We start from the raw sequence: 5,633 nt of genomic DNA on the forward strand, positions 1-5,633 counted from the left end.
GCTGGCGTTCTGACCACCTTCAATCGAAATCAATTTTCTGAATTACCGGAAGCGCCATACCGGTAGCACCGTACCAGCCGGAAACTCGTCTTGCCCTATAGGCAGCTCTAAAAAGCCACTGCTGGGCAGTAGACTCGCCAGGTCGCCGGAGCCATGGGCGCGCTCGGGCGTGGCCAGCAGCCGACCATCGGGAGCACTTGCAAGGCTTACGAGCAGAAAGTGCGTGACGGGCGGACGAAACACCACATCGGCGGCCAGTACGGCAAACGTAGGTTCTGGCTGGGGTAGGGTAGGCTGCTGCACAGCCCGCAGCCACGGCGCAGCGTAACGGCAGTAGTTCACAAAGGTGGAAACCGGATTGCCCGGCAGCGCAAACACCACCGCGCCCTGTGGGTGCTGCCCAAACCAAAACGGCTTGCCCGGCCGTTGCTGCACCCCATGAAACAGTTGCTCCACGCCCGCCTCGGCCAATGCCGCGGGTAGGAAATCGGCTTTGCCCATCGACACGCCCCCGCTGAGCAGCACGGCATCATACTGGTGCAGCAGGGGCGGCAGGCCCTGGCGCAAGGCGTCGGGGTCATCGTTGAAGTGAAACCGCTCGGCCCGGCCGCCGGCCTGCCACACAGCCGCTTGCAGCATATAGGAGTTGGAGCGCCGGATCTGGTAGGGGAGGGGCGCCTGGTCCAACTCCACCAACTCGTCGCCGGTGCTCACCACGGCCACGTGCGGGCGTTGTGCCACTACCAAATGGGTAGCACCTACCGTGGCCGCTACGGCTACCTCGGCTGGTCCCAGCAGTGTGCCCTCCGGCAGCAGCACGTCGCCCTGGTGGCGGTCGGTGGCCTGGGCGTGCACGTTGTGGCCGGCTTTGGGAGGCAGCACGCGCACGGTGGCTATGCGGCGGCCATCGGATTGCTCTGCTATGTCTACGTCCTCGTAGCGCACCACCGTATCGGTGCCGGGCGGTAGCATGGCCCCGGTCATGATTTCGAGGGTAGTGGCGGGGCTGGCGAGGGGGGTAAGGGGCTGGCCGGCAAACTGCGTTCCGACCACCTCAAACTGCGTCTGGCCTTGCGCAATGGCCGCATAGTTGAGCGCAATGCCATCCATGGCGACCCGGTTGAAGGGCGGAAAGTCGCGGTCGGCGGTTACGGCCTGGCGCAGTACCCGGCCCAGCGTATCGGGGAGGGGTAGCACTTCCGTGGGGAGGGTGCGAACGGTGGACAACACCAGGCGGGTAGCTTCTTCAACGGTAGTCATAGGGCAGAGATGAAGCGCGAAGAGTTACTTCGCGTATAGGTGGTAGACCTTGTGCAACGAGCACGATGGTAGAACTAGACGATTTGCGTCTGGTTTGGTTATATCAGCTCCTTTCTCGCACGGTCTACAACGCACTGCAAAGCCCCGGCTGGACCCTGCTTTTTTGTTCAACTTTCGTCACAAAGCGCGTCATCACACACCGCGTTCATGCTATGTCCGATTCTTCTAAACTCACTCATCTCAATGCTGCTGGTCAGCCGGCTATGGTCGATGTCGGCCAGAAGCAACCTACCCGCCGCGTGGCCCGCGCCCGCAGCATCGTGGTACTCGGTTCCGAAATTCTGAAATTGGTGCAGGACGGCGACCTGCCCACCCGCAAAGGCCCCGTGTTTCAAACGGCTATTCTGGCCGGCATTATGGGGGCCAAGCACACCTCAGAGCTGATTCCGCTGTGCCACCCACTGGGTCTCGACGACTGCCAAGTGCGCATTGAAGTGCAGCAACCTGATTCAGTTATTATTGAATGCACCTCGTCCGTGACCGGCAAAACCGGCGTGGAAATGGAGGCGCTGACGGGTGCTTCGGTGGCGGCTCTCACCATTTACGACATGTGCAAAGCCTTGTCGCACAACATCATTATTCAGGAAACGCGCTTGCTGGAAAAAACCGGCGGCAAACAGGATTTTCATCATGTCGATTAACCAGCCCCTACCTGCCCCGCACGCCAAGCACGCTGCCCTGACCCGGCCCAACACTGGCGAGTTCAACCGTCAGGAACTAGCCATTCTGGGTGCGCCCTGCAGCGTGATTAAAGACTTGGTAGCACGCCTGTTGCCGCACCTGTCGCCTACCCTGCACGCGGCCTACGTAGACGCTGACCACGCCACCGGCGACGAAGCCGCCCCCGCCGACACATTGCTAACGGTAGGCGCTGCTGCCGAGCTAACCGACAAAATCCACTTCCGCCGCCTCGATGTGCAGCGCGGCATGGATAAATTTGCCCAGCAGCACTGGCTGGGTGGTCAGAGCCTGGTGCTGGTGAACGGCAACCACTTTCGCGCCCAACAGCAAATTGCCATCATCAGCACGAAAAAGCCACTCGAAAAGAAGCTCGACCGCCTCACCGACGTGCAGCTGATTTTGCTGAGCGAAGGCGAAACCGAACTGCCCGCCTACCTGCAAGCCCACCTGGGCGAGCGGCAACCCACCGTCCTTTCCCTCGACGACACCGCCGCCATTGCCGACTGGGTGCAACAATGGTGGCAAGCCAGCGCACCGCCCCTACGCGGCCTGGTGCTGGCCGGCGGCCACAGCCAGCGCATGCAAACCGACAAGGGCCAGCTGCGCTATCACGGCCAGGAACAGCGCCAATACGCTGCCGGCCTGCTGGCCGAGGTGTGCCAGGACGTGTTCGTGTCCTGCCGCGCCGACCAGGCCGACGCCCTGCCCGCCGGCCTCACGCCCCTACCCGACCAGTTCCTGGACCTCGGCCCGATGGGCGGCATCCTCACCGCCTTCCGCCACGACCCCAACGCCGCCTGGCTGGTAGTGGCCTGCGACCTACCTTTCCTCTCCACCGAAACCCTGCGCCATCTGGTAGCGCACCGCCACGCCGGCCGTGTGGCCACGGCCTACCAAAGCCCGCACAATGAGTGGCCTGAGCCGCTTATCACCATCTGGGAGCCGCGCAGCTACGCGGTGCTCTTGCAATTTCTGGCACTGGGCTACTCCTGCCCGCGCAAGGCGCTCATCAACAGCGAAATTCAACTCCTGATGCCGCCCGCCCCGCAGGAGCTGCGCAACATCAATACGCCGCAAGAGCGCGCCGCCGCCGAGCGGGAGATAGGGTAGGGGTGCCTTGCAGGCGCCCGGCTCTGCCAAGGGATAGGCGTTGAGCTGAAGCACCCATATAGTAGCGCAAACCATGTAGTTCGCGCGTCAGAACAACAAGTGGTAAAATAGCCCCGAAGCGTGAACTACAAAGTTCGCGCTTCGGGGCTATAAATTTTAAAGCCTACCTGCTACCTTCTACTACATTTCTGACTCCATATGCCATACACCTATTCTTCTCTTTCCTATGAAATTACCTTACCTCGCGCTGGCATTGCAACTGGGCGGCGCTACCGTCTCCCTGGCGCAAACTGCGGCCCCGGCGACTGCCTATGATTTTGAGTATCCTAGTGGTCAATTGCCCGCTACTTGGTACACCAACAACGGCAAAGGCTACCGCGTCACCCTCGACTCGGCAGTGCGCCACCAAGGCAAGTATGCGCTGCGGATGCAGGATAGCCAGGCCAAGGAGGGGCAATTTGGCGTGGCTACGTTGCGAATTCCGGCGCAATACGCGGGTAAGTCGGTTACACTGAAGGGCTTCATCAAAACGGAGGGCGTATCAGAGCAGGGCTCGGCGGCACTTTGGCTGCGCGAAGATGGGTCAAGTGGTTCCGTGTCTTTCAAAAACACCCAGGACCAGCCCATGCGGGGCACTACCGACTGGAAGCAGTTCAGCATTACGCTGCCCCTGGAGGAGCAGGCAGAATATATTCTGTTCGGCGGCATTTTGGCTGGCACCGGCACTGCTTGGTTCGACGACCTGGAGCTGACCATTGATAATAAACCGCTGTCCGCTGTAGCTACGCGAACCATGTCCGTTAAGCCAGCAGCGCGAGACACTGCGTTTCAGCAGGCCTCGGGAATTACGTTTCCAAAAAAGCTCAGCACGCAGCAGATAGAGAACCTGGCGGTGCTGGGCCGGGTATGGGGCTTTGTGAAGTACTACCACCCGGCCGTGGCCGCTGGCAACTTCAACATGGACGCCGAGCTGTTTCGGGTGCTGCCCGCCGTGCTGTCGGCACCCAACGAGAAGAAACGCAGCCAGCTGCTGAGTGCTTGGGTGAAGAAGTTTGGAGAAGTGCCCGCGTGCAAAACATGCGTAGAACTGCCTGCCGACAAAGTGCGCCTGCAACCCGATCTGGCGTGGCTATCAGATACAAAACAGCTCGGCGAAGCGCTTCGCAGCCAACTCACGTACCTGCGCCAAAACCGAAACCAGGGAGAGCACTACTACGTGAGTGCGGCTCCGAACGTAGGCAACCCCGTCTTTCAGCACGAAGCACCGTATGGCCGCACCGCACTACCCGATGCCGGGCTGCGCCTATTGGCGCTCTACCGCTACTGGAACATGATTGCCTATTTCTTTCCCTACCGGTATGCCATCGGGGAAGATTGGCAACAAGTGCTGCCGGAGTTTATTCCCAAGCTGACCCGCGCCGGCACCGCCGAGCAGTATCACCTTACCCTGTTGGCGCTCATTGCCCGCATTCACGACACGCACGCCAATATTTATCAGGATGAGGTGCTGACCCACTACAACGGTAAGTTGTACGCGCCGGTGCGTCTTCGCTTCGTGGAAAACCAGGCCGTAGTGACGGATTACTACCATGCGACGCTCGGGAAAGAATCGGGCCTGCAAGTGGGCGACGTGGTGGTGAAAATCGACGGCGTGCCGGTGCCGGAGCTGGTGAAAAAGTGGCAGCCCCTTGCCCCGGCCTCCAACGAGCCGGCCCAGCTGCGCAACATTGCCAACCTGCTGCTGCGCGGCAACACAGAGAAAGTACCTGTGGTGGTGCGCCGCAACGGCAAGGAATTTCCGCTCACGCTCACCCGCTACGCAAGCACCAAGCTCGATATGCAAATGAACTGGGGCACGCCGGACCCAGCAGCCTCGGCCTGGCGGTTGCTGCCGGGTAATATCGGCTACCTCTCGCTGGGCACGATCAAGAAAAATAAGCTGCCAGAAATTATGCAGGCCGCAGAAGGTACGAAGGGAATGGTGATTGATATCCGCAACTACCCCTCCGAGTTCGTGGTGTTTGCTTTGTCGCAGTACCTGGTGCCCAAACCCACACAGTTTGCGCTATTCAGCGGCCCCGACATAACCTATCCAGGCACTTTCCCCCTGATGCCAGAACCCGTTTCGGTGTCGCCCGGCGTAGCGAATCCCTACCCTGGCAAAGTGGTCATCTTAGTGAATGAAATCTCGCAGAGCCAGGCCGAATACACCACCATGGCTCTGCGCACTGCCCCCAATGCCACCGTTATCGGCAGCACCACGGCCGGCGCCGACGGCAACGTGTCCAACATCATGCTGCCCGGCGGCATCCCTACCATGATTACCGGCCTGGGCGTGTACTACCCCGATGGCCGCGAAACCCAGCGCATCGGCATTGCGCCGGATATCGAGGTGAAGCCTACCATCCAAGGCATCAAAGAGGGTAGAGACGAATTGCTGGAAAGAGCCGTGCAGCTGATTGAAACGGCCGGGTAGCACTCCTCACTTACAGTCATCCTGAGCAGCGCGAAGGACCTTCTCA

Annotated in this window: 4 protein-coding genes; 3 read left to right on the plus strand and 1 reads right to left on the minus strand. The window is 60.6% G+C overall.

Annotation, left to right across the window (positions count from 1 at the left end; all coding sequences use genetic code 11):
- Positions 1–42: 42 nt before the first annotated feature.
- Entirely contained in the window at positions 43–1,260 is a 1,218-nt protein-coding gene (locus KYK14_RS21420) for a molybdopterin molybdotransferase MoeA (protein ID WP_219161702.1), read from the minus strand.
- Positions 1,261–1,472: 212 nt separating this feature from the next.
- Between KYK14_RS21420 and moaC the strand changes: the two genes are divergently transcribed.
- The 3 genes from moaC to KYK14_RS21435 all read left to right on the plus strand — a co-directional run bounded on the left by moaC (position 1,473) and on the right by KYK14_RS21435 (position 5,587).
- A complete protein-coding gene (moaC, locus tag KYK14_RS21425; protein ID WP_219161703.1) occupies positions 1,473–1,961 on the plus strand; it encodes a cyclic pyranopterin monophosphate synthase MoaC in 489 nt (162 codons plus the stop codon).
- Positions 1,951–3,111, plus strand: coding sequence for an NTP transferase domain-containing protein (locus KYK14_RS21430; protein ID WP_219161704.1), 1,161 nt, complete (start codon positions 1,951–1,953; stop codon positions 3,109–3,111). Before moaC ends, KYK14_RS21430 begins: the two co-directional genes overlap by 11 nt.
- 226 nt (positions 3,112–3,337) lie before the next feature.
- Positions 3,338–5,587 carry a S41 family peptidase gene (locus KYK14_RS21435; protein WP_219161705.1) on the plus strand — a complete coding sequence of 750 codons (2,250 nt, stop codon included), beginning with the start codon at positions 3,338–3,340 and terminating at the stop codon, positions 5,585–5,587.
- The last annotated feature ends 46 nt before the right edge of the window (positions 5,588–5,633 follow it).

It is taken from the genome of Hymenobacter profundi (assembly GCF_019334315.1).
Classification (GTDB): domain Bacteria; phylum Bacteroidota; class Bacteroidia; order Cytophagales; family Hymenobacteraceae; genus Hymenobacter; species Hymenobacter profundi.

Excerpts from the sequence above, each read along its gene's own strand:
- KYK14_RS21420 (WP_219161702.1), bottom strand. The coding sequence starts at position 1,260 with ATGACTACCGTTGAAGAAGCTACCCGCCTGGTGTTGTCCACCGTTCGC.
- moaC (WP_219161703.1), top strand. The coding sequence starts at position 1,473 with ATGTCCGATTCTTCTAAACTCACTCATCTCAATGCTGCTGGTCAGCCG.
- KYK14_RS21430 (WP_219161704.1), top strand. The coding sequence starts at position 1,951 with ATGTCGATTAACCAGCCCCTACCTGCCCCGCACGCCAAGCACGCTGCC.
- KYK14_RS21435 (WP_219161705.1), top strand. The coding sequence starts at position 3,338 with ATGAAATTACCTTACCTCGCGCTGGCATTGCAACTGGGCGGCGCTACC.